The organism is Actinoplanes sp. NPDC020271 (assembly GCF_044388125.1).
Lineage (GTDB): Bacteria > Actinomycetota > Actinomycetes > Mycobacteriales > Micromonosporaceae > Actinoplanes.
In genome coordinates this window covers 380965-404503 of sequence record NZ_JBIRWQ010000004.1, presented here as the reverse complement: position 1 = coordinate 404503, position 23539 = coordinate 380965, and the positions used below count along the sequence as shown (strand labels likewise).

General features: G+C 70.1%; 19 protein-coding genes and 2 pseudogenes. 15 read left to right on the top strand and 6 right to left on the bottom strand.

What is annotated here, in order from left to right; translation table 11 throughout:
- Positions 1 to 124: 124 nt before the first annotated feature.
- From ACH442_RS12060 to ACH442_RS12045, 4 genes are all read right to left on the bottom strand, one after another.
- Complete coding sequence (locus ACH442_RS12060) at positions 125 to 976, bottom strand: polysaccharide deacetylase family protein (protein ID WP_396337966.1); 852 nt, start codon at positions 974 to 976, stop codon at positions 125 to 127.
- A gap of 431 nt (positions 977 to 1407) precedes the next feature.
- Complete coding sequence (locus ACH442_RS12055) at positions 1408 to 1782, bottom strand: DUF779 domain-containing protein (RefSeq protein WP_396337965.1); 375 nt, start codon at positions 1780 to 1782, stop codon at positions 1408 to 1410.
- A gap of 3 nt (positions 1783 to 1785) precedes the next feature.
- Positions 1786 to 3309 carry an aldehyde dehydrogenase family protein gene (locus tag ACH442_RS12050; RefSeq protein ID WP_396337964.1) on the bottom strand — a complete coding sequence of 508 codons (1524 nt, stop codon included), beginning with the start codon at positions 3307 to 3309 and terminating at the stop codon, positions 1786 to 1788.
- Between the two features lie 32 nt (positions 3310 to 3341).
- Positions 3342 to 4592 carry a GAF domain-containing protein gene (locus ACH442_RS12045; RefSeq protein WP_396337963.1) on the bottom strand — a complete coding sequence of 417 codons (1251 nt, stop codon included), beginning with the start codon at positions 4590 to 4592 and terminating at the stop codon, positions 3342 to 3344.
- A 62-nt stretch (positions 4593 to 4654) separates the two neighbouring features.
- Here ACH442_RS12045 and nfi point away from each other — a divergent pair, with 62 nt between their 5' ends.
- From nfi to hpf, 13 genes are all read left to right on the top strand, one after another.
- Entirely contained in the window at positions 4655 to 5320 is a 666-nt protein-coding gene (nfi, locus tag ACH442_RS12040; protein ID WP_396337962.1) for a deoxyribonuclease V, read from the top strand.
- An 88-nt stretch (positions 5321 to 5408) separates the two neighbouring features.
- A complete protein-coding gene (locus ACH442_RS12035) occupies positions 5409 to 6788 on the top strand; it encodes a phosphomannomutase/phosphoglucomutase (RefSeq protein WP_396337961.1) in 1380 nt (459 codons plus the stop codon).
- A gap of 80 nt (positions 6789 to 6868) precedes the next feature.
- The gene (locus ACH442_RS12030) at positions 6869 to 7066 is read left to right on the top strand and encodes a Trm112 family protein (protein WP_396337960.1); all 198 of its coding nucleotides are present in this window, start codon (positions 6869 to 6871) and stop codon (positions 7064 to 7066) included.
- The gene (locus ACH442_RS12025) at positions 7066 to 8289 is read left to right on the top strand and encodes an SIS domain-containing protein (RefSeq protein WP_396337959.1); all 1224 of its coding nucleotides are present in this window, start codon (positions 7066 to 7068) and stop codon (positions 8287 to 8289) included. Before ACH442_RS12030 ends, ACH442_RS12025 begins: the two co-directional genes overlap by 1 nt.
- Positions 8286 to 9248, top strand: a complete 963-nt coding sequence (locus ACH442_RS12020) for a cation diffusion facilitator family transporter (protein WP_396337958.1) — start codon at positions 8286 to 8288, stop codon at positions 9246 to 9248. The genes ACH442_RS12025 and ACH442_RS12020 overlap by 4 nt, the downstream gene beginning before the upstream one ends.
- A 19-nt stretch (positions 9249 to 9267) precedes the next feature.
- Complete coding sequence (gene manA / locus ACH442_RS12015) at positions 9268 to 10452, top strand: mannose-6-phosphate isomerase, class I (RefSeq protein WP_396337957.1); 1185 nt, start codon at positions 9268 to 9270, stop codon at positions 10450 to 10452.
- Positions 10453 to 11498: 1046 nt separating this feature from the next.
- A complete protein-coding gene (locus ACH442_RS12010; RefSeq protein WP_396337956.1) occupies positions 11499 to 12347 on the top strand; it encodes a helix-turn-helix domain-containing protein in 849 nt (282 codons plus the stop codon).
- Between the two features lie 53 nt (positions 12348 to 12400).
- Positions 12401 to 12604, top strand: a complete 204-nt coding sequence (locus tag ACH442_RS12005) for a DUF397 domain-containing protein (RefSeq protein WP_396337955.1) — start codon at positions 12401 to 12403, stop codon at positions 12602 to 12604.
- Positions 12605 to 12789: 185 nt separating this feature from the next.
- Positions 12790 to 13479 carry an MtrAB system response regulator MtrA gene (mtrA, locus tag ACH442_RS12000; RefSeq protein ID WP_122976451.1) on the top strand — a complete coding sequence of 230 codons (690 nt, stop codon included), beginning with the start codon at positions 12790 to 12792 and terminating at the stop codon, positions 13477 to 13479.
- 29 nt (positions 13480 to 13508) lie between these two features.
- Positions 13509 to 15155 carry an MtrAB system histidine kinase MtrB gene (gene mtrB / locus ACH442_RS11995; RefSeq protein ID WP_396337954.1) on the top strand — a complete coding sequence of 549 codons (1647 nt, stop codon included), beginning with the start codon at positions 13509 to 13511 and terminating at the stop codon, positions 15153 to 15155.
- Positions 15155 to 16990, top strand: a complete 1836-nt coding sequence (locus tag ACH442_RS11990) for an LpqB family beta-propeller domain-containing protein (protein WP_396337953.1) — start codon at positions 15155 to 15157, stop codon at positions 16988 to 16990. The genes mtrB and ACH442_RS11990 overlap by 1 nt, the downstream gene beginning before the upstream one ends.
- Positions 16987 to 17706 (top strand): ComF family protein, encoded by a 720-nt coding sequence (locus ACH442_RS11985; RefSeq protein ID WP_396337952.1) that lies wholly within the window; start codon positions 16987 to 16989, stop codon positions 17704 to 17706. Before ACH442_RS11990 ends, ACH442_RS11985 begins: the two co-directional genes overlap by 4 nt.
- A gap of 289 nt (positions 17707 to 17995) precedes the next feature.
- Entirely contained in the window at positions 17996 to 18613 is a 618-nt protein-coding gene (hpf, locus tag ACH442_RS11980) for a ribosome hibernation-promoting factor, HPF/YfiA family (RefSeq protein WP_396337951.1), read from the top strand.
- Here the strand turns inward: hpf and ACH442_RS11975 are convergent.
- Positions 18597 to 19688, bottom strand: coding sequence for a GNAT family N-acetyltransferase (locus tag ACH442_RS11975; protein WP_396337950.1), 1092 nt, complete (start codon positions 19686 to 19688; stop codon positions 18597 to 18599). The two genes, hpf and ACH442_RS11975, sit on opposite strands and share 17 nt — an antisense overlap.
- A 184-nt stretch (positions 19689 to 19872) precedes the next feature.
- On the opposite strand from ACH442_RS11975, the pseudogene secA reads away from it, so the two are divergent.
- Positions 19873 to 22582: pseudogene (secA, locus tag ACH442_RS11970) on the top strand (preprotein translocase subunit SecA); the annotation flags it as partial.
- A 113-nt stretch (positions 22583 to 22695) separates the two neighbouring features.
- Positions 22696 to 22785, top strand: a pseudogene (locus ACH442_RS11965) (SEC-C metal-binding domain-containing protein); the annotation flags it as partial.
- Positions 22786 to 23020: 235 nt separating this feature from the next.
- Here ACH442_RS11965 and ACH442_RS11960 read toward each other — a convergent pair.
- The gene (locus tag ACH442_RS11960) at positions 23021 to 23470 is read right to left on the bottom strand and encodes an Rv3235 family protein (RefSeq protein ID WP_396337949.1); all 450 of its coding nucleotides are present in this window, start codon (positions 23468 to 23470) and stop codon (positions 23021 to 23023) included.
- Positions 23471 to 23539: the final 69 nt, after the last annotated feature.

Sequence of the window (23539 nt, the reverse complement as noted above, 5' to 3'; positions counted from 1 at the left end):
GGGACGGCACGGCCGGGGGGACGGCACGGCCGGGGGGACGGCACGGCCGGGGGGACGGCACGGCCGGGGGGACGGCACGGCCGGGGGGACGGCACGGCCGGGGGGACGGCACGGGCCGGAACCGCTACGGGAGAGCGATCAGCTTGTAGCGGCTCTTCAGCCAGGGGATCAGCACCCCGTACGCCTTGATCGTGTCCGGCTGCGCATAGTCGTGCGACAGCACGATCGCCCCGGCCCGGGTCCGCTTCTTGATCGCGTTGATCACCCGTGACGTGTGGGCTCCGTCGGATTCCTCGCGCCCGTGTTCCCAGTCGCGCGGGTCGACCTTCCAGTAGATCGACGCCATCCCGAGTTCTTTGGCGACCTTCACGATGCCGGGGGTGAAGTTCCCGCCCGGCGCCCGGAAGTACTTGATCTTCGCTCCGGGGACGGCTTTCTCGATCGCGGCGTTGGTCCGTTTCATGTCGGCGCGGATCGCGGCGGCGTTCTTCTTGCCGAGTTTCAGGTCGTGGTCCCAGGTGTGGTTGCACAGCGTGTGCCCGCCGGCCACGATCTGGCGGACCATTTCGGGGTGGCTTTCCACGTTCTCGCCGACGAGGCAGAACGTCGCCTTCACGTGCTGCCTGGCGAGGATCTTGAGCAGTGCCGGGGTGTTGGCCGGGTCCGGCCCGTCGTCGAAGGTCAGCGCGACGCCCTTGTCACCGGTGGTGAGCAGGCTGCCGGCCGGGCCGGTGCGTTCGCCCGGTTTCCTCGGCTTGCTCTTCTCGGGGACGGTGGTTTTCTCGGTTCGCGGCGAGGGCTGGGCTGTCGGCGGCTGGGTGACGGGGGCCGTCGCCGGGGCCGTGCTCGGCTCGATCGCCGCCGGTGGGGCCGCCTCGGTGTGTGACGACTCGGCGGCGGCAGCCTGGCCTAGAAGACCCGCCATGATCAGCGACATACTGATCAGAAGGGCCTTCCGGGTGTGGGACAGCCGCATCGATTACCTCCCCAGATCATCGGCGACTGACGAGGATGCCCGGTGAACCGGCGGTCCGCCAAGTCCTGAACGCATCCCTCGCGCTGATTTCGTTACGTGTTTGTTTTGCTCGTCGTATCCTCCCGCATGCTCGCCACCCCGCACGCATGGCCATGAATGTCCCGAATTGATGGCAATGCCCGTGCGCCCGACTGTCACTCCGAGTATCGGCCCGCAGTCGCTGCGCGACGCCATCTCTCACCCGGCCGGGCATGCCATCCTTCTCCACCGGTGTGACACGTTTCCCGCGAATCGGTCTCCGGGCCCGGCCGTCGAGAGCCACCCCAACCCCTGATCCGGTACGGGGCGAGCCCCGTCAACTGGTCCGGACAGCGCTGAGCACCAGCCCGGTCGATCGGGCTGGTGCTCGTCACGACGTACCCGGAAAGCAGTCAATCGCGAAGCGAAGCGAGCTCCTCCTCGGTCAGCAACCGTGAGCGGATCAGGAAGCGCACCCCCTCGGGCGCTTCCAGCGAGAACCCGGCGCCGCGCCCGGGCACGACGTCGACGGTCAGATGCGTGTGCTTCCAGAGTTCGAACTGCGCGGCCGACATCCAGAACGTGATGGGCTCCGGCACCCCCTCGACGGCCAGAGACTCAAGGAGCACGTCGGATTGCCCGGTGCGGAACTCGCCCTCGAGGTAACACATCGGCGAGCTGCCGTCGCAGCAGCCGCCGGACTGGTGGAACATCAACGGACCGTGCTGCTCCCGCAGCTGCCGCATCATGCCGGCGGCCGCGGGAGTCACATCGACTCTGGTGACCATGGCCTAGAAGAAACCCATGGCCTTGGGGGAGTAACTGACGAGCAGGTTCTTCGTCTGCTGGTAGTGGTCGAGCATCATCCGGTGGTTCTCCCGGCCGATGCCGGACTGCTTGTAACCGCCGAACGCGGCGTGCGCCGGGTAGAGGTGGTAGCAGTTGGTCCAGACCCGGCCGGCCTTGATCGCGCGCCCGGCGCGGTAGGCCCGGTTGCCGTCGCGCGTCCACACGCCCGCCCCGAGGCCGTAGAGCGAGTCATTCGCGATCTTGATGGCGTCGTCGAACTCGGCGAACGGGGTGACCGAGACGACCGGTCCGAAGATCTCCTCCTGGAAGATCCGCATCCCGTTGCGACCCTCGAAGATCGTCGGCTGTACGTAGTAGCCGCCGTTCAGGTCGCCGCCCAGTTCGGCCCGGGCGCCACCGGTGAGGACGCGGGCGCTCTCCTGCCGGCCGATGTCCAGGTACGACAGGATCTTCTCCAGCTGGTCGTTGGAGGCCTGCGCGCCGACCTGGGTGTCGGTGTCGAGCGGGTTGCCCTGTTTGAGGTTCTCCACCCGCTTCACGCCCGCGGCCAGGAAGTCCTGGTAGTGGCTCTGCTGGATGAGCGCGCGGCTCGGGCAGGTGCAGACCTCGCCCTGGTTCAGCGCGAACATCGCGAAGCCTTCGAGCGCCTTGTCGTAGAAGTCGTCGTCGGCGCTGCTGACGTCGTCGAAGAAGATGTTCGGGCTCTTGCCGCCGAGTTCGAGCGTGACCGGGATCAGGTTCTCCGAGGCGTACTGCATGATCAGCCGGCCCGTGGTGGTCTCGCCGGTGAAGGCGATCTTGGCGATCCGGTTCGAGGAGGCGAGCGGCTTGCCGGCCTCGACGCCGAAGCCGTTCACGATGTTGAGCACGCCGGCCGGGAGCAGGTCGCCGATCAGCGACATCAGGTAGTGGATCGAGGCCGGGGTCTGCTCGGCCGGCTTGAGCACGACGGTGTTGCCGGCGGCCAGGGCGGGCGCGAGTTTCCAGGTGGCCATCAGGATCGGGAAGTTCCACGGGATGATCTGGCCGACCACGCCGAGCGGTTCGTGGAAGTGGTACGCCACGGTGTCCTCGTCGATCTGACCCGCGGTGCCTTCCTGGGCCCGGATCACCCCGGCGAAGTAGCGGAAGTGGTCGATCGCCAGGGGGATGTCGGCGGCGAGGGTCTCCCGGACCGGTTTGCCGTTCTCCCAGGCCTCGGCGACGGCGATCTTCTCGAGATTCTGCTCGATCCGGTCGGCGATCTTGTTGAGGATGTCGGCGCGTTCGGCCGGCGAGGTGCGGCCCCAGGCGTCGGCCGCGCCGTGCGCCGCGTCCAGCGCCTTCTCCACGTCGTCGGCGGTGCCCCGGGCGACCTCGGTGAAGGGCCGGCCGTTGACCGGGCTGGGGTTCTCGAAGTACTGGCCCTTGGCCGGCGGGACGTACTCGCCGCCGATGTAGTGGTCGTAGCGGGACTGGTAGCTGACGATGGCGCCGTCGGAACCGGGCGGGGTGTATGTGGTCACGGTCTCGCCTCCTCGTTTGAGGCGGACGTTAGTTACGTCGACGTTGCACGGACGTTGCACGCGTACTCGCGCGTCAGGTCGGCGGTGCGGCGGGCGGCGACCAGGTCGTGCGGGGCGAGGCGGGTGTAGGCCTCCCAGATCTCCAGGTCATCGGCACCCCCTGGGGTGTTCAACCAGGTCTGGAGGAGTCTGCGGTCGCCGGTTCCGAGAATCGCGGCGCGGAGGCGATCGTCGATCATCCGGCGGAGGCGGACGATGCCGGGGGCGTCGGAGCCGGGCAGCAGCGGGCCGGGGTAGGCCGCGAGCGCGGCGGAGACTTGTCCACTTTCAAGGTGGCTCATCGCGGTCCCGAAGTCCGTCGTCGGCCGGGTTCGCAAGCGGTAGGGGCGGGAGTCGAGCAGCTCCGGGCCCAGAATTCTTCTCAAGCGGGACAATTCGGCGCGAACGGTCACCGGGTTGACGTCGTCGCCGTAGAGGTCGAAGCCCAGTTGGTCGCCGGTGCGGCCCCCGGGGTGCATCGTGAGCAGAACAAGCAGCTCGGAGTGCCGCTTCTTCAGATGAGTGCGGACCTTCCCGGTGGAGAAGACCGCCTCGTCCCGGCCGAGTGCCGCCACTGACGGCCCCGGCCGGGCCGGTTCGAGATTCTGCAGGTACGACTCGGCCGCCAGCGCCGTGGCTCGGACGAGCGCGAGGCTGTGCGGGTTGGCCAGGTGGTCCCCGCCGGTGACGTCGATCGCGCCGAGCAGCCGGCCACCCGGGTCGTGGATCGGCGCGGCGGTGCACGTCCAGCGCTGCACCGAGCGGCTGAAGTGCTCGGTCGCGAAGATCTGCAGCGCGTGGTCGACGGCGAGCGCGGTGCCCGGCGCGTTCGTCCCGGCGTGCGCCTCGTCCCAGCGGGCGCCGGGCACGAAATTCATCGACGCCGCCCCGCGCAGCGTCCCGGCGTGCCCCTCGACCCAGAGCAGCCGCCCATGCGCGTCGCAGACCGCCAGAATGTGATCGCCGTCGTCGGCCAGCCCGCCGAGCAGATCCCGGAAGAGCGGCACGACCCGGGCCAGGGGATGCGCCGACCGGTACGCCTCCAGCTCGTCGTCGCAGAGGTCGATCGGCGCGGTGCTGTCGGCGCCGATCGAGCGAGCGGACCGGGCCCAGGACTCGGCGACCACCGCGCGCATCCGCTCCGGCGGAATGTTGCCGGCCAGGAACCGCTCATGGGCGCGTCCGACCTGCCGGATCCGCTCGGCCGGATCGTCACCGGGGGTCAGGGCAAGCCACGGGTTCACGGGGGCAGCACCTCCAGACCCACCCATCGTGACGCGCGTCACCTCAAGAGACAACAGTCTCTATGCTCACGGCCGTGCAGTCGTGGCCACGTACCGAAGAAGAAGCTCTTGCCGAGCAGGACCGGTTGCGCGCTCGCGTGATCTTCGAGGACGGCCCGGCGTCCCCGGCGACCGTGGCGGGTCTGGACGTGGCTTACGACGACTCCGGCGACCGGCTCGGCGCGGCGGTCGTCGTGCTCGACGCCACGGATCTGTCGGTGCGGGACACGGCGGTGATCAAAGGCAGACCCGCTTTCCCGTACGTGCCGGGGCTGTTCGCCTTCCGCGAAGTGCCGGCGCTGATGGCCGCGCTGGAGAAGCTGACCGTGCGGCCGGATGTGCTGATCTGCGACGGACACGGGCTGGCCCACCCGCGGCGTTTCGGGCTCGCCTCGCACCTGGGTGTGCTGACCGGTCTGCCGTCGTTCGGGGTGGGCAAGACCCGGCTGATCGGTGAGTGGGAGTCGGTCGGCGAGGCGAGGGGGAGCCGTTCGCCACTCGTGGACGGTGATGAGACGATCGGCGCCGTGCTGCGCACACAGGACGGGGTGAAACCGGTTTTCGTCTCGGTCGGGCACCGCATCGACCTGGACACCGCGTGTGCGCTGACGTTACGGCTGGCCCGGCGCTTCCGGCTGCCGGAGACCACCCGTGCGGCGGACCGTGTCTGCCGTGATCTTCTGAGTTAACGGTGCGGTCGTGGGGATAGAACCTTCCTGGTCCCCGCGCTCCGATAGCCTCAGCCCAAACGGGGCTTTTTCGATGAGGAGTGAGCTGGTGCTCGATCTGTCGCAGATCATCAAGGCGTACGACGTCCGGGGGGTGGTCCCGGACCAGTTCAACGAGCCGGTGGCCCGGGCGATCGGCACGGCGTTCATCGAGATGCTGCGCGAGTCCGGCGACCAGCCCGACCAGATCGTGGTCGCGCACGACATGCGGGAGTCCGGCCCGGGCCTGGCCGCCGCGTTCGCCCGCGGTGTCAACGCGGCCGGCGCGGCCGTGATCAACATCGGGCTGGCCTCGACGGACCAGCTCTACTACGCGTCCGGCGCACTGGGCCTGCCCGGCGCGATGTTCACCGCCAGCCACAACCCGGCGCAGTACAACGGGATCAAGCTGTGCCGCGCCGGCGCCCGCCCGGTCGGGCAGGACAGCGGTCTCGTGATCGTCCGCCAGCGCGCCCAGCAGCTGCTGAGCGACCTGAACGCGGAGGCCGACGGCCCGTCCCGGGTGGAGCAGCGTGACCTGCTCGGCGATTACTCCGCGCACCTGCGCTCGCTGGTCGACCTGAGCGGCATCCGTCCGCTCAAGGTCATCGTGGACGCCGGCAACGGCATGGGCGGTTACACCGTCCCGGCCGTGCTCGGCGACCAGGTCCTCACCGCGCTGCCGCTGACCATCGTGCCGCTCTTCTTCGAGCTGGACGGCTCGTTCCCGAACCACGAGGCCAACCCGCTGGACCCGAAGAACCTGGTCGACCTGCAGAACGCGGTGCGCGAGCAGGGCGCCGACATCGGCCTGGCCTTCGACGGCGACGCGGACCGTTGCTTCGTGATCGACGAGAAGGGCGACCCGGTCTCGCCGTCCGCGGTCACCGCGCTGGTCGCCGCCCGTGAGCTGGCCAAGTTCCCGGGCAGCACGATCATCCACAACCTGATCACGTCGTCCGCGGTCCCGGAGATCATCCTGGAGAACGGCGGGAAGCCGATCCGCAGCCGGGTCGGTCACTCGTTCATCAAGGCCGAGATGGCGCAGACCAACGCGGTCTTCGGCGGCGAGCACTCGGCGCACTACTACTTCCGCGACTTCTGGTTCGCCGACACCGGCATGCTCGCCGCGATGCACGTGCTGGCCGCGCTCGGCGGGCAGGACCTGCCGCTCTCCGAGTTCGCCGCGGAGTACGAGCGGTACGTCGCCTCCGGGGAGATCAACTCCACGGTGGCCGACGCCGCCGCCAAGAGCCGCGAGGTGCGGGCCGCGTACCCGGACGCTCAGGTGGACGATCTGGACGGACTCACCTTCTCGTTCGAGGACGGGTCCTGGTTCAACCTGCGCGCGTCCAACACCGAGCCGCTGCTGCGGCTGAACGTGGAGGCGCCCGACGCCGCGCGGATGGCCTCGCTCAGGGACGACGTGCTCGCCATCGTTCGCGGATAGGATCGCCGGGGACATGCTCGCGCGGGCGCCCGCCCGCGCGAGATCTCCTCTGCATCCGCATCCGCGAAGGAGTAGACAAGGTGGCGCTCGATCCACAGCTGCTGGATATCCTGGCCTGCCCGGACACCCATCACGCGCCCCTCGACTACGACGCCGGTGGCCAGACGCTGACGTGCACGGAGTGCGGCCGGATCTTCGAGATCAAGGACGACATCCCGATCCTGCTCCTCGACGAGGCGCGTTTGCCCGAGTCGGCCACGGGGGAGGAGAAGCACTGATGGCGAACCCACTGGAGGGCGCGTCCGGGGTCAACGGCCACCGGGTCGCCGACGAGTCGCTGCTCAACGACGAGAAGTCGATGCTGGCCAACGACCCGGGCGGCATGCTGCGGGCCACCGCCTCGGCCGGCGCCCAGGTCCGCGAGGCCGCGGCGCTCGCCGCCGAGGTCGACCTGAGCATGCTCGCCGACGAGGGCCGCCCGCGGGCGGTCGTGGTCGCCGGCATCGGCACCGCCGGTCTGACCGGCAACATCCTCGCCACCGTGGCCGGCCCGCGCTGCCCGGTCCCGATCATCGGGCACCGCAGCGCCGGCATCCCCGGCTGGGTCGGCGCGGCCGACGTGGTGATCGCCGTGTCCGCCTCCGGCCGTAGCCCCGAGGCGCTGGCCGCGGCCGAGGCGGCGGCGCGGCGCGGCGCCCGCCTGGTCGCCATCGGCAACCCGGACTCCGAACTCGAGGCGATGGCGCAGCGCGCCCGGGCGCCGTTCATCGGCGTGCCGCGCCGGGCGCCGGCCCGCGCCACGCTCTGGGGCCTGGTCGTCCCGGTGCTCTTCGCCGGCCGGGCGCTGGGCCTGGTGAACGTCACCGAGGCGGACATCGCCGAGACCGCCACCCGGCTGGACGCGGACGCCGAGCGTTGCCGTCCCGGCGCCGACTCGTTCGTCAACCCGGCCAAGTCGCTCGCGCTGGGCCTGGCCGGCTCGGTGCCGATCGTCTGGGGCTCGTCCCCGCTGGCCACCGTCGCGGCCCGCCGCTTCGGCGACACCCTCGCCGCGAACGCGCGCTACCCGGTGATGGCCGGTGCGCTGGGCGAGGCCGGTCGCGGCCGGGTCGGCCTGCTCGACGGCGTCTTCGGCGGGCTCGCCGAGGGCTCCCGCGACATCTTCGCCGACCCGGACGACGAGGACGAGAACACCACGCGGCTGCGGCTGGTGGTGCTCCGCGACGGCGGCCTCAACCCCGAGGACGACGCCGACGAACCGGTCGCCGTCGAGGAGCGCCGGGCGGACGCCATCCAGACGCTCGCCGATCGCCGTGGCGTACGCTGCGACGTGCTTACCGCCGAAGGCGGATCGGCGCTGGAGCGGCTCGCGTCCCTCGTGGCGGTGCCCGACTTCGCGTCGTTGTACCTGGCCCTGGCCCATGGCCTGGACCCGATGGCGGTCCCGGCCATCAGCGAGATGAAGGAGCTGTCGAACCTGATGCCCGAGGGACTTTCGTGAGCGCCGAAGGCGGCACCAAAGCGATCATCGCGGCGCTCAGCGCCAACCTGGGCATCGCGGTCACCAAATTCGGTGCCTGGCTGCTCACCGGGTCGTCGTCGATGCTCGCCGAGTCGATCCACTCGGTCGCCGACTCCGGCAACCAGCTGTTGCTGCTGATCGGTGGCAAGCAGTCCCGGAAGAAGGCGACACCCGAACATCCTTTCGGGTACGGGCGTGAGCGTTACATCTACGCCTTCATCGTCTCGATCGTGCTGTTCAGCGTGGGTGGCCTCTTCGCTCTCTACGAGGCGTGGCACAAGATCCAGCATCCCGAGGCGATCACGGAGTGGAAGTGGGTGCCCCTCGTCGTCCTCGTCGTGGCGATCGGGCTGGAGGGCTACTCGTTCTACACCGCGATCACCGAGTCGAACCGGACCCGGGGCAAGGCCTCATGGGTGGACTACGTGCGGCGGGCCAAGGCGCCCGAGCTCCCCGTGGTGCTCCTGGAGGACGCCGGAGCCCTGGTCGGCCTGGTCCTGGCGCTCTTCGGCGTGGGGATGACCCTGATCACCGGCAACGGGGTGTGGGACGGCATCGGCACCGCGGCGATCGGCCTGCTGCTCGTCGCGATCGCCGCGATTCTCGCGGTGGAGACCAAGAGCCTGCTGATCGGTGAGGGTGCGAACCCGGACGCGGTCAAGCAGATCGAGCAGGCCGTGCTCGCCGGTGAGGGCATCGAGCGGATCATCCACATGAAGACGCTGCACCTCGGCCCCGAGGAGCTGCTGGTCGCGCTGAAGATCGCGGTGCCGAGGTCGGAGACCGCGGCCGAGGTCGCGAAGCACATCGACGAGACCGAGGTGCGGATCCGCGAGGCGGTCCCGATCGCCCGGGTCATCTACATCGAGCCGGACATCTTCCGTGCCCGTGAGGCCGGCGAGCCGACCGTGACCTCCGCGCCACCCGTCACCGCCTGACACTGCTAATTTGCCGGGTATGACCGTGTACCCGTTGACCGGAGTGATCCGGCCGTACGCCTGGGGATCCCGGACCGCGATCGCCGAGCTGCAGGGCCGTCCCGCCCCCACCGAGGGGCCGGAGGCGGAACTGTGGCTCGGCGCGCACCCGGGTGACCCGTCCACAGTGCCGGGCCCGGACGGGCCGGTTTCACTGACCACCCTCATCGACGGCGACCCGGGCGGGCAGCTCGGCGCGGACGTGGCCGGCCGGTTCGGCGACCGTCTGCCGTACCTGATGAAGGTCCTCGCCGCCGGAGCACCGCTCTCCCTGCAGGCCCACCCGGATCTGAAGTACGCCGCCGAGGCGTTCGCCCGGCAGGAGGCCGACCCGTCCCTGCCGAAGAACTACACCGACGCGAACCACAAGCCGGAGATGCTGGTCGCGCTCACCCCGTTCGACGCGCTCTGCGGCTTCCGGCCGCCGGTCGTCGCGGCCCAGGTGCTGAGCGAGCTGAACCTGCCCCGGCTCGCCCCCGTCGTCGACGCCCTGCGGGCCGGTGAGCTGTCCGAGGCGGTCCGGTTGCTGCTCAGCTGGCCGGCCGACGACCGGGGCGCACTGATCGACGCCGTGGTCACCGCGGCCGCCGCCCACCCCGCGGAACACCCGCACGCCGAGTCGTTCCGGCTGGCGATCGACCTGGCCGGGCACTACCCCGGCGACCCCGGCGTCCTGGTCGCGCTGCTGCTCAACCTGGTGCACCTGGCACCCGGCGAGGCCATCTGGATGCCGGCCGGGAACCTGCACGCCTACCTGCACGGGCTCGGCGTCGAACTGATGGCGGCCAGCGACAACGTGCTGCGCGGCGGGCTGACGCCCAAGCGGGTCGACGTCGACGAGCTGCTCAAGGTGCTGCGCTTCGAAACCCTGGAGGACCCGCTGCTGCACGGCGCCGAAGTTGCCCCCGGGGTGACCTCGTGGCGGGTGCCGGTGCGTGACTTCGAGCTGTACCGGGTCGAGCTCGTCGAGAGCCGGCCGCCGGTGCGGCTGCCCGGGAGCGGGCCGCGGATCCTGCTCAGTGCGGCCGGGGACGTGCACATCGGGGAGGACCACGGGATTCCGGTCTCGCTCGGGCCGGGGACGGCGGCGTACGCGCCGGCCGAGGCGGGGGTGCTGACGGCCGCGGGGCTGGGCACGCTCTTCGTCGCCGCGGTTCCGGGCTGACGGCGGTCGCTGAGCGCTCGGCCCAGGGGCCGCCGTCCGGCTGCGCCCGGCTCGGTCGAGCGTTCCGCCCGGCCCTGCCGGGCGGCTTGCCGCCTGCCGCCTGCCGCCGCCTGCCCGCGCCTGCTACCTGCCCGCGCCTGCCGCCGCCTGCCCGCGCTTGCCGCCTGCCACCTGCCCGCGCCTGCTACCTGCCCGCGCCGGCCGCCTTCCCGCGCCTGCCGCCTTCCCGCGCGGCGCGGGCGGGCTGGGCTGCCGGTCGGGCGGCTTTGAGGTTGGTTGCGCTGGGTGAGCGTGCCGGGCACGCCGCGCCCGAAATTTCTGGAAATAACTTGACACAGCATGTGCGGAGTGTGAATCTATAAGCACGCAGCGTCATTGGTGATCGGGGGGTCCCACGGACGCGCGCGGTACCAAACCGGGGGGATGAACGGGACGGCAGGTTTCGACCTGTCGTCCCGTTCGCTATTCCCGGCCGGGCCATTCCAGAAATGGCGCTATAGCACCCGATGTTCGATTCCGAGTCGGTTTCGGCGGTGCGTCGACCGGAAGTGCGCCCGGTCCGTGCCGTCCATTCGGAGCCGGTTCCCGGAACGGATCCTGCGCGCTCGGGACCAGTGGCATGTTTCCGGATGCCGGCCGCTCCGGTGGCAGCCGTGCCGGCCCCATACCGGCCGATTGGCCCCCAGATCGGCACTTTACTGGTCGATCGTGATGAATCTCCTCCGAGGGTCGGCGCACTCCGGCGACGCGCCCGAACCTACTGGTCACCTGTACGGATGACGATCCCGCCTGGTGAACACGCCGCCGACCGGACCGGACCACGCCGGGCAGATGCGGTCGTGAGAAGCGCGACTGGACACGTATCAAGCCCCTCACCTGCGTATTGATTGCGGAGACCGGGCTTCCGTCGCCGCGCAACGACCGCCGTCATCGGCCCGGAAACGCACTCCGGCGGCGAAGTGCCGGAACGGACGAGCGGCACTCTTTCCTTACGGAGACGCACTGCAAGTTGCAATCGGCCATTGATACGCCGATATGGTGGCTGCGTGGCGAGGCCGACATCGACAGCGCGCCGGGAACTCGGCGGCGAATTGCGCCGGCTCCGTGGCGAGCGCCGGGCGGTGGATGTGGCTACCGCGCTGGGCTGGTCGGAGTCGAAGCTGAGCCGGATCGAGACGGCGCACACGGGGATCACCGAGACGGACCTGGACCGTCTGCTCACGCTGTACGGCGTCCGCGTGGAGGACCGCGGGCGTCTTCGGGACCTGGCGAAACGCGGCCGTGCCCGAGCCTGGTGGACGCAGTACCGGTCGTTCGTGACCGATCCGTACGACGAATATCTGGCCCTCGAGGGCGAGGCGATCTCGATCTCCCAGTGGGAGGCCCAGGTCATGCCCGGCCTGCTGCAGACCAGTGAGTACGCGCGGGTCGTGATCGAGACCGGCGCCGGCGTCGGCGACGACGAGGTGGTCGAGCGCCGGGTGAACGTGCGGATGGACCGCCAGCGCGTCTTCACCCGGGAGCCCCCGGCGACGCTGCGGGTCGTCCTGGACGAGGGTGTCCTGCTGCGCGAGGTCGGCGGCCGGGAGGTGCTGGCCCGGCAGTTGGCCAGGCTGTACGACGCCACCGTCCAGCCCGGCGTCGAGGTGCTGATCCTGCCGTTCGCGGCCGGGGCGCACGCCGGTCTGACCGAATCGTTCCTTGTGCTGGAGTTTCCCGACGGCACCCGTAACCCGGTCGTGCACTCCGAAGGGCTGACGGGCGGTCACTTCCGGGTGAAGCCGGAGGATATCGAGGTGTACCGAGACGCGTTTGATGACCTGCGCGAACGCGCTTTGTCGAAAGAAGAGAGCCGAACGGTCATCGCTGAGAAGAGGGATCGTTTGGCGTGGTGAGGCCTCCCGGTGAGGTCCAATGGAGATGCATTTCCATTGGAAGGGGAGAAACCATGCAGGACGCCACCACCACTTGGCGTAAGAGCAGCCGGAGTGGCGCTGCTGGGCATTGTGTCGAGGTCGCCAACACTCCGGCAGCGGTTCTGGTACGCGACTCCAAGGACGCCACCGGCCCGGTGCTCAGCTTCGACACGCAGGACTGGACCGGATTCCTGAGCGGAGTCCGCGCGGGCGAGTTCGACCGGCCCGGCGCCTGACAGCCGAACAGCGGCTGTACGCGCCACGGGCGGTCCCGGACCGGGACCGCCCGTTTTCATGTCTTCACCCAGCGTTTTCGGATCCTCACGGCCTTCTGGGAGAGGCGGCTTTTCACGTAGGCTGCCGGGCAAGATCGCCCCCCGGGTAGCGCGGGGGCCAGGAGGACAGTGCAATATTGGACCGCATGAGAGCCCGGGTACTGGTCGTCGACGACGATCCCGCGTTGGCCGAGATGCTCGGCATCGTCCTGCGCAGTGAGGGATTCCTGCCCTCGTTCGTGGCGGACGGGGAACGCGCGCTCGCCGCTTTCCGGGAGAACCGCCCGGACATCGTTCTGCTGGATCTGATGCTGCCCGGAATGAGCGGCATCGACGTCGCGCGGGCGATCCGCGCCGAGTCGGGCATCCCGATCGTCATGCTCACCGCGAAGAGCGACACCGTCGACGTGGTCCTCGGCCTGGAGTCCGGTGCCGACGACTACGTGGTGAAGCCGTTCAAGCCCAAGGAACTGGTCGCCCGGATGCGGGCCCGCCTGCGCCGGGGCGAGGACGCCGCCCCCGAGATGCTCACCATCGGCCCGCCCGGCAACCAGATCAACATCGACGTGCCGGCGCACACCGTGTCCCGCGACGGCGAAGAGGTCAAGCTCACCCCGCTCGAGTTCGACCTGCTGGTGGCCCTGGCCCGCAAGCCGCGCCAGGTCTTCACCCGCGAGGTGCTGCTCGAGCAGGTCTGGGGTTACCGCCACGCGGCCGACACCCGGCTGGTCAACGTGCACGTGCAGCGACTGCGGGCGAAGATCGAGCCCGACCCCGAGCGGCCCGAGATCATCCTGACGGTTCGTGGTGTCGGCTACAAGGCGGGCACCGGCTGATCGTCAGGGGAGGCTAATGTTGCCGGGTCATGCGAGCTCCGGCCTGGCTTCCTGAACCTGTGCGCCGCATCCTCCGGGTGGTGCGGCGTGGCTGGCGCGTGGTCGCGCACCGGCTGGAGCGGTATTCCGCGCCGGTGCGCCGTTCCTGGCGCCGTTCACTGCAGGTCCGCGTGGTGACCCTGACCCTGGTGGCGTCGAGCCTGCTGGTCGGGACGTTCGGGTGGTTCATCGCCGACCGCAGCGCCAAGATCCTGCTGAACCGGGCCCAGGACGAGGTCGCGGCCTCGCTGCAGCGCAAGGTCAACTGGGCCTACACCCAGCTCACCGTGCACCCGCAGGCCTACGACCCGGAGCTGCCGTCCACGATCAGCGAGACCGTCACCGAGCTGTATGACGGTGATCAGGCCGGCGACGGCGGCACCGTCGTCTCGATCCGCGCCGAGAACTATCCGACCATCGCACCGCAGACCGCGCCGCCGATCGACACCCAGCAGCTGATCACCCGGCAGCTGATCGACGCGGTGGCCCGCGACGGCCGGGTGGCCCAGCAGATCCGCACCGTCGAGATGCGCGGCCACACCACCAAATACCTGGTCTACGGCTCGCCGGTGCAGTCCAAGTTCGGGCACGTCGAGCTCTACTACGCGGTTCCGCTGACCACCGAGGACCGGGCCGCCAACCAGATCCGCAACACCGTGCTGGTGACCGGCCTGGCCCTGGTCATCCTGCTCGGCGTGGTGGCCGGCCTGGTCACCCGGCTGGTGGTGACCCCGGTCCGGGTCGCCGCGCGGACCGCCCAGCGCCTCTCGGCCGGTCTGCTGGACCAGCGCATGAAGGTGGACGGCGAGGACGACCTGGCCCTGCTCGCGGCCGCGTTCAACCAGATGGCGGCGAACCTGCAGCGGCAGATCGTCCGGCTGGAGGAGATGTCGCGCCTGCAGCGGCGCTTCACCTCGGACGTCTCGCACGAGTTGCGGACCCCGCTGACCACCGTCCGGATGGCCGCCGACCTGATCTTCTCCGAGCGCGAGGACTTCGACCCGGCCGTCGCGCGCAGTGCCGAGCTGCTGCAGGCCGAGCTGGACAGGTTCGAGGGCCTGCTCACCGACCTGCTGGAGATCAGCCGGTTCGACGCCGGGTTCGCCGCGCTGGACTCCGAGCACACCGACCTGGTGCCGATCGTCGAACGGGTCGCGGAACGGCTCGCCGGCCTGGCCGAGCGGGTCGGCGTCGAGCTGCAGCTGAATCTGCCGGAGGGCCCGGTGATCGCCGAGGTGGACCCGCGCCGGGTCGAGCGGGTGCTGCGCAACCTGGTCGGCAACGCGGTCGAGCACGGCGAGGCACGGCCGGTGCAGATCACCATGGCCACCGACGACGCGGCCGTCGCGGTCACCGTGCGCGACCACGGCATCGGGCTCAAGGCCGGCGAGGAGCGGCTGGTCTTCAACCGGTTCTGGCGGGCCGACCCGTCCCGGGCCCGGCAGACCGGCGGCACCGGCCTCGGCCTGTCGATCAGCGCGGAGGACGCGCGGCTGCACGGTGGCTGGCTGGAGGCCTGGGGAGCACCCGGCGAGGGCGCGCAGTTCCGCCTCACGCTGCCGGTGCGGGGCGGCGATCGGCTGGTCGCGGCGCCGTTGCCACTGATTCCTCGAGACCGTACGGCGGAGGTGGGCTGATGCCCCGGCGGACCTGTCGCTCGATCGCGCTGCCGGTCGTGGCCGTCCTGACGGCCCTGGTGACCGGTGCGTGCGGCATCCCCGACGAGACCGGCGTGACCGAGGTCGGCCCGGGTCCGACGGCCGGGATCACGTCCGGCAACGACCGCGACTCCGTCCAGGTCACCCGGCAGGACACCAGCGACCCGGTGACCTTCGTGCAGAACTATCTGAAGGTCGCGGCCGGTGATCTGGACTCCGCGACCGACCGGATGCGTTCGTTCATGAGCCAGCGCGCGGCGGCCGGTTTCAAGCCGAGCAACGCCGGGGTGCGGGTGATCCGGCTGATCGGCGATCCGGCGTACACCCCGGGCAGCGATGTCGTCACGCTGACCTACGAGCAGGTCGGCACGCTGGACAAGTTCGGTCTGCTGGACCCGGCCACCGAGGTCCGCACCGACAAGTACGAGATCAAGTTCGAGTCGCTCGCGTCCGGCCTGTTCGTCGTCGAGGCGCCACCGGCGCTGCTGCTCAGCACCGAGGCGCTGGCCAACTCCTACTACGAGCAGCCGCTCTACTTCTGGAACACCGACTACACCGGCCTGGTCCCCGACATCCGCTACATGCCGGAGGTCGTGCCGCAGGAGCAGCGTCCCACCACAGTGCTGAACTGGCTGGTGAACGGCCCGGCGCCCTGGCTCTCGGTCGCCGACCTGGCCGACGGCACCGCGCTGATCGGGAAGGTGCCCTCCACCAGCAGCAACAAGCTGCAGGTCACGCTCAGCGCGGCGGCGTTGCCCGCGACCGACACCGACGTGGCGCTGCAACGGCTGCGGCAGCAGTTGCAGTGGACGCTGCGCCCCTGGCTGAGCAGCCCGGGCGCCGAGCTGGACCTGAAGGTCGGCTTCAAGGACGTCGGCGCGTTCACCGGTGAGGACTACCTGGCCAGTAACCCGGCGGCCCGGCTGTCGTCACCTCCGGACAGGTTCGTGGTGTACGCCGGGAAGATCCGCCGGGTCGCCGAGGGCGGCGATCCCAACGATCCGGTCCCGGTGCTCGAGACGGAGGAGAACAAGGACGTCAAGACCGCCGCGATGAGCTCCTCGGCGCGGTACACGTTCGCCGCCGTGGTGCAGACCGGCAAGACCGACACGCTGCGGGTGGTCGCTGTCCCGACCGGGTCGCAGGCCGCGCTGGAGCAGGTCACGATCCCGCCCGGCGAGGTCGGGACCCCAGCCTGGGCGATCACCCGGGACGACTCGCCCGAGGGCGCGATCGGGCTGATCACCGTGGGCGGCAAGCTCTACTCGTTCGCCCCGAAGAAGGGTGCCGTCCGGGAGATCCCGTGGACCGGCCCGGGCAGCCGGATCACCTCGGTCGCCGTGGCGCCGGACGGCCGCCGGGTGGCCCTGGTGGTCGACAACAAGCTCTACCGCGCGTCGCTGACCACCGGCGGCGACGCCCCGGGGCTCGGCAACCCGCAGCAGATCCGGCCGGCCGGCCTCTCGTCGGTGACCGCGGCCGCCTTCACCAGTGAGGGCTGGCTGACGATGGCCGGCATCCGCTTGGACAACAAGCGGGTGATGATCGGCGACGTGTCGATCGACGGCGCTCAGCGTCAGATCCGCCTCTCCGACCTCGGCGACCGGCCGGTGACGTGGCTCGGGACGTACCCGGCGAACCCGGCCGAGACCCGGTCGACCGGCAGCGCCGTGTCGTACGTGGCGGACGGCAAGGCGTGGGAGGTGCTGGCCAAGCCGGCCCTGATCGGCGCGGACAAGGTGGCCGGCCTCCCGTCGGCGTCCCCGAGCGCCGCACCCGGGGTCGTCCCGGTCGCCCCGTTCTACCTGCAGTGACCGGCCTCTTCGGCGATCTGGCCGACCTGGTGCTGCCGAGCGCCTGCGCGGGCTGCGGCGCCGAGCGCACCCGGTTGCGGCACGGTGCCTGCCCGGCCTGTGTGACCGAGTTGGAGGGGCTGCGCCCGGCCTGGTCGTCACCGAGTCCACCGCCGCCCGGCTTCCCGCCCTGCGTGGCCGTGGGGCCGTATGCGGGTGCGCTGCGCGGGGCGTTGCTGGCGTACAAGGAAAAGGGTCGTCATCGCCTGGCCGGGCCGCTCGGCGCGTTGCTGGCCGGCGCCGTCGCGGCGATCGCGCCGCGGGACCGCCCGGTGCTCATCGTCCCGGTCCCGTCCACCCGGGCGGCCCGGCGGGAGCGATACGGCGACCACATGTCCCGACTGAGCATCCACGCCGCGCACCGATTGCGTGCGGCCGGCTGGACGGCCCGGGTCGAGCATCCGTTGCGCGCGTTGCCCAAGCCTGACTCGACGTCACTGGACGCTGCCGCAAGGTCGACGGCGGCTGTCAATTCCCTGCGAATCAATCCGGCCCGAATCGGCAATCCGCGGCGCGGCGGCGCGATGCGAGGCACGCTGGTGGTAGCGGACGACATCGTCACCACCGGGGCCACGCTGGCCGCCGCGGTACGTCGTCTAGAGGAGGCGGACATGCAGGTCACGGGCGCCGCGGTACTGGCAGCGACACAACTGCGCCGAAACTGTCCGGGAATTTGACTGCAGTCAGGCCTGAGCGCGCCGATAGAGGCGAACGTCAGCCATCCGGTATCCCCAACGAGGGGTGACTCGCAGGGATCGGCAGGTTAGCGTCTAGGTGACGAGGGTAGGGTTCATCAACTTACCCACCGCCGGGAGCAGCGCTTTCCGCCGTACCGGAAAGGAGTCGTCTCACCCGCGTCCGCCGCGCCTCTTCCGTTTCTCTTCCAGGTGCGCGGCGTCCTTCTCAAGCATCACGATGCGCCGGCATCCGGCGCCCCGAAGATCATCACGTTGGGGGAGGTCACGAGTGGACATTGTCGTCAAGGGCCGCAACGTAGAGGTTCCCGACCACTATCGAGAGCACGTCGCCGAGAAGCTGAGCAAGGTCGAGCGTTACGACCAGAAGCTGATGAGGGTCGACGTCGAGTTGTTCCACGAACGGAATCCGCGCCAGTCCGACACCTGCCAGCGCGTCGAGATCACTGTCATGACCAAGGGTCCGGTGGTTCGCGCCGAGGCCCAGGCCCAGGACTTCTACGCCGCTCTGGACTGCGCCATCAACAAGCTGGACGCCAGGTTGCGCCGCTCCGCCGACCGGCGCCGCGTCCATCGCGGACGGCATGCACCGGTCTCGGTCGCCGCCGCCACCGCCAACCTCCCCACCGACCTGACCAGAGCCGGCACCGCGACACTGACCGCCGAGCCGGAGGCTGAGGAGCTGGTCGAGCACGAGGACGGCCAGCCATGGCGCATCGTGCGGGAGAAAGAGCACTCCGGTGAGCCGATGACCGTCGACGACGCGCTCTTCCAGATGGAACTCGTCGGGCACGACTTCTATCTGTTCCAGGACAAGGAGAGCGGCCGCCCCAGCGTCGTCTACCGCCGTCGAGGCTACGACTACGGGATTCTCAGCCTGGCCGGGTGAGTTCCCCGCCGGAGGCCTGCGCGAGCAGGTCTTCGGCGAGCAACACGAACTGGACGTCGTCGCTGCGGGTGCCGGCCGGGCCGGGCAGCCGGGAGCGCAGGTAGGCCTCCCGCCGGAACCCCGCTTTCTCCAGCACCCGCTGCGACCCCACGTTCTCCGGCAGCGTGCCGGCGATCAGGCGCGCGACGCCGGTCTCGGCGAAGACCCACAGGGCCAGCAGTTTCGCGGCGCGGGTGACCAGCCCGCGTCCGCGGAAGGCCTGCAGCATGCTGTAGCCGATCATCGCCTGCGCGGTCGGCGGCTCCTGGTAGTAGAGCCCGATCTCGCCGACCCGGACACCGGTCGCCGTGTCGACGATCACCATGTCGGCCCGGGTGCCGGCCAGCCAGGTCGAGGCGGCGTGGGTGCACCGCTGCCGCAGTCTCTCCACCGGCATCGGCACCGGCGGCACGCTGGTCGCCACCACGTCCGGCTGGTGGTGCAGCTCGGTGTAGAACTCCAGGTCGTCCTCGCCGAGCGGACGCAGCGTGACCACACCGTCGGTCAGCTCGCCACCGGGAAGATCGGGCAGCAGCCGCTCGACCGGCTCGCCGGGGTCACCGGCCAGCCGGGAGTAGACCAGCACGTCGTCGAGACCGCCGTCGAGGTTCGGCAGCGCGCCGCGCCGGTCACCCTCACGCGTGTAGCCGGCCGCCAGCGCGACCCGCTGGGCGACCGGATTGTCCGGATGAATGAGAAGTTCCACCCGCTGCAGGCGGGGCATCCCCGGCGCGCCGCCGAAGACACCCTCGCTGAGGGCCCGCAGGGCGGCGGTCGCGATGCCACGCCGGCGCGCGTGCGGCCCGACCCAGAACCGGACCTCGGCTGCGCCTCGGCCGGGCCGGAGGTGGTCCAGCTCGATGCCACCGGTCGGGTGGTCCGCGCCTCCGGCGGTTATCACGTACGTGTAATCGCTGCTGGTGCTCGGGACGGGCGGAAGGAATCGGCGGCCCTGGCGGTCGTCGCGTGTCGCGGCGAAAGCCGCCTCGTCCTGCGGGCCGAAGGCTCGCAGTCCTACCCCGTTGTGCTGATCCACCGGGCCATCCTGTCTCAGACTCGCCCGGGCGCCAAACAGGTTCTAATCGGTCGCCAACTGCGCTGTCAGCGAACTTCCTGCACCGTTTCCTCCCTTTTGCGAGATTGCTGGGAGGCTCGGGTCACAGGCTCGCGAGGAAGATGCCTACGATGGTTCGGCAGACTGTCTAGGGGAGCGCTGACCCGTGTCGATATTGGAAAAGATCCTCCGTGCCGGCGAAGGCCGCATGGTCCGCCGGCTCAAGGCGATCGCAGACGCGGTCAACTCGATCGAGGATGACTACGTCGACCTCACCGACGACGAGTTGCGCGAGTGCACCGAGCAGTTCAAACAGCGTTACCAGGAGGGCGAGTCGCTCGACTCGCTGCTCCCGGAGGCGTTCGCGGTCGCCCGGGAAGGCGCCAAGCGCGTGCTCGGCCAACGGGCCTACGACGTGCAGCTGATGGGCGGCGCCGCGCTGCACTTCGGCAACATCCCGGAGATGAAGACCGGTGAGGGCAAGACCCTGACCGGTGTCTTCCCGGCCTACCTCAACGCGCTGAGCGGTGAGGGCGTGCACATCATCACCGTCAACGACTACCTGGCTCAGCGTGACGCCGAGTGGGTCGGCCGGGTGCACGTCTTCCTCGGTCTGACCGTCGGCGTGATCCTGCCGAACCGGCCGGCCGCCGAGCACCGTGCCGCCTACCAGTGCGACATCACCTACGGGACGAACAACGAGTTCGGCTTCGACTACCTGCGCGACAACATGGCGTGGTCGAAGGACGAACTGGTCCAGCGCGGGCACAACTTCGCGATCGTCGACGAGGTCGACTCGATCCTCATCGACGAGGCCCGCACGCCGCTGATCATCTCCGGTCCGGCCGAGCACTCCCAGAGGTGGTACGGGGAGTTCGCCGCCATCGTCAAGCGGCTGGAGAAGGGCACCGACGGCGCCGGCGACTACGAGGTCGACGTGGCCAAGCGCACCATCGCGGTCACCGAGCGCGGCGTCGCCAAGGTCGAGGACCGGATCGGCATCGACAACCTGTACGAGTCGGTGAACACCCCGCTGGTCGGCTACCTGAACAACGCCATCAAGGCCAAGGAGCTGTACCGCAAGGACAAGGACTACATCGTCAGCCCCGAGGGCGAGGTCCTGATCGTCGACGAGTTCACCGGTCGCATCCTGCACGGCCGTCGCTACAACGAGGGCATGCACCAGGCCATCGAGGCGAAGGAAGGGGTGGAGGTCAAGCAGGAGAACCAGACCCTGGCGACCGTCACCCTGCAGAACTACTTCCGGCTCTACAACAAGCTCGGCGGCATGACCGGTACGGCTCAGACCGAGGCCGGCGAGTTCAACAGCGTCTACAAGGTCGGCGTCGTGTCCATCCCGACGCACCGCCCGATGATCCGCATCGACCGCCCCGACGTCATCTACAAGACCGAGAAGGCGAAGTTCAACGCGGTCATCGAGGACATCGCCGAGCGTCACGCCATCGGCCAGCCGGTCCTGGTCGGCACGGTCTCGGTGGAGAACTCGGAGATCCTCTCCCAGTTGCTGCGCCGCCGCGGCATCCCGCACAGCGTGCTGAACGCGAAGTTCCACGCGCAGGAAGCCACGATCATCGCGCAGGCCGGCCGCAAGGGCGCGGTCACGGTCGCCACCAACATGGCCGGCCGTGGCACCGACATCCTGCTCGGCGGCAACCCGGACTTCCTCGCCGCTCAGGAGCTGGCCCAGCGCGGCCTCGACCCGGCGGAGAACCCGGAGGAGTACGCGAAGGCCCTCGAAGAGGTCCTTCCGCAGGTCAAGGAGGCCTGCGAAGCGGAGCAGGCCGAGGTGCAGGCAGCCGGCGGCCTCTACGTCCTGGGTACCGAGCGGCACGACTCCCGCCGCATCGACAACCAGCTGCGCGGTCGTTCCGGCCGGCAGGGTGACCCCGGCGAGTCCCGGTTCTACCTGTCGCTGCAGGACGACCTGATGAAGCGGTTCCGGGCCGGCGCGGTCGAAGCCGTCATGGAGCGCTTCAACATCCCCGAGGACGTGCCGATCGAGTCCAAGATGGTGACCCGGCAGATCCGCAGCGCGCAGACCCAGATCGAGGCGCAGAACGCCGAGATCCGGAAGAACGTGCTGAAGTACGACGAGGTGATGAACAAGCAGCGCCAGGTCGTCTACGCCGAGCGCAAGCGCGTGCTCGACGGCGAGGACATGCACGACCAGGTCACCCACATGATCGACGACGTGATCACGGACGTCGTCACGGCGGCCACCTCCGACGGCTACGCGGAGGACTGGGACCTGGACCAGCTCTGGACCAACCTGCGACGCCTCTTCCCGGTCACCGTCACGATCGAGGACGTGATCGAGGAGTCCGGCGGCGAGCGCAACACGATCGACCAGGAGTTCCTGATCGCGAAGCTCCGGCAGGACGCGCAGGACGCCTACGCGGCCCGCGAGGAAGAGCTCGGCGTCGAGGCGGTCCGGGAACTGGAGCGCCAGGTGCTGCTCGCGGTCATCGACCGGAAGTGGCGCGAGCACCTCTACGAGATGGACTACCTGCAGGAAGGCATCAGCCTGCGGGCCTACGCGCAGCGCGACCCGGTGGTCGAGTACCAGCGCGAGGGCTTCGACATGTTCAACCAGATGATGGAGGGCATCAAGGAGGAAGCCGTCGGCTTCGTCTTCAACCTCGAGGTGCAGGTCGAGGAGCAGCAGCCCGCCATCACCGTCGACCCGTCGCAGGCCTTCGCGCTGCCCACGGTCGGTGAGGTGCCGGACGACGCGCCGGTCGACGAGCCGCACGAGCACGTCGAGGTGCGGGCCAAGGGACTCGGCGGCGGCAACCGCCCGCAGAATTTGCAGTACACCGCGCCGGCGATCGACGGCGAGGCCGGTGGCGGCAGCCCGCAGATCCAGCAGCAGCCCGAGGTGCCGGCGGCGTTCGGCCCGGGCGGCTCGCCGATCCCGGCGAACCCGGCCCACACCAGCGTCGGGCGGCACGCGGCGAAGGAGTCGGACTCGAACGGGCCGTCCCGCAACGCGCCGTGCTACTGCGGCTCCGGCAAGAAGTACAAGCGCTGCCACGGCGCTGCCGGCGGCACTGCCTGACCCCTGGAGGTCTGACGGCGCTGCCTGACCCTGGAGGTCTGACGGCGCTGCCTGACCCGGGCGTCCGGCGGCGCCGCTCGACTCCGGCGTCCGGCGACACTGCTCGACCCGGGGCGTCTGACGACACGGCCCGTGTGCCGGCTTCTGGCCGGTACACGGGCCGTTCTCGTGCTGGAACCCGGAACGCCCGCCGCCTGTGTCGCTCACCAGGCGCCCCGGGGCCTGCCCTGCTTACTCAGATCAGGCGGAGGGTCGTGGCGGACCACGTCTCGTCGTGCAGCTCCAGCCGTAGCGCCATGGCCCACGTCCGCTCGCCGGTGACCAGGGCGACCGCCACTTCGACCGCCCCCGGCCGGGGCTCGCAGAGGCGCACCCGGAGGACCGCGACCGGGCCGGGACGCCGCTGCCGCCGCTCCCCGGGCCGCCGCGGCCGGCGCATGTCAGCGACCCGCCGGGCCCCGGCCAGGCCCTGGGCCACGACGTCCGCGGCCTCCGCGGGCGTCGACAGCCGCCGCAGGTGAGTCGCCGGCCGGTGCCCGTTCAGCACCTCGACACAGGTCTGCACGAACCGTTTGACCGCCAGCCGCGCATCCCCGGAAGCACCCGCCACCACCGGGGAAGTACCCGGCATCGGCGCAACGACTGCCGACGCGTCGTCGCTGGTGTTCCCGGTCCCCGGGGGCATGCTCGGGCACCAGCGCGGGCCTCTCGATCGAGCCGCACCCGCCGGCCAGGACAGCCGCACCGGCCGCGT